Source organism: Paracoccus sp. Z118 (genome assembly GCF_019061185.1).
In the GTDB taxonomy this organism is placed as follows: domain Bacteria; phylum Pseudomonadota; class Alphaproteobacteria; order Rhodobacterales; family Rhodobacteraceae; genus Paracoccus.
In genome coordinates, this window is sequence record NZ_JAHQZU010000125.1 from 1 (window position 1) to 480 (window position 480).

Genomic DNA, 480 nt, shown 5'->3' on the forward strand with positions numbered 1-480 from the left:
GGCTCGAACCCGGTCATCGGCGCGACATGGACACGCTGGCCCGCCCCGGTCAGCGCTGCGTGGAGCGTTGAGGCAAAGCCCCAGGTCGAGCCGCCCTCGCTGCCGACAAGCACGACTGTCTCGGCTTGCCGAGGCGGCGCATTGCCGCGGATGCGGGGTCGTGCGCGGGATGAGGAGAGCCGCAGGAACACTCCGGTTCCGGCCATCGCCGGCACGCCCAACGCCATCAGGCCCAGCACCAGGCCCAGCACCGCCGCCCCTTGGCCGGTGTGCAGCATGAAGATGGTTTCTGACACCCGCTGCCACACAGACAGATCGGCCCAGGCGAGCAACGCGCCGGTTCCCTGATCCAGATAGCCGGTGCCGTGGTCCGTCTTGAGCGTGTGGACGTCGGTCGGGTCGGTCGGATCGGCCAGCGACAGGCTGCGCAGGCTGGCGGCCGGCAGTTGCAAGGCGCTCGCCACCTCAAGGCTCGCTCCC

General features: G+C 70.2%; 1 pseudogene. It reads right to left on the reverse strand.

Annotated features, from left to right (window positions below):
* A pseudogene (locus KTN05_RS17820) lies at positions 1-480 on the reverse strand (N-acetylglucosamine transferase); the annotation flags it as partial.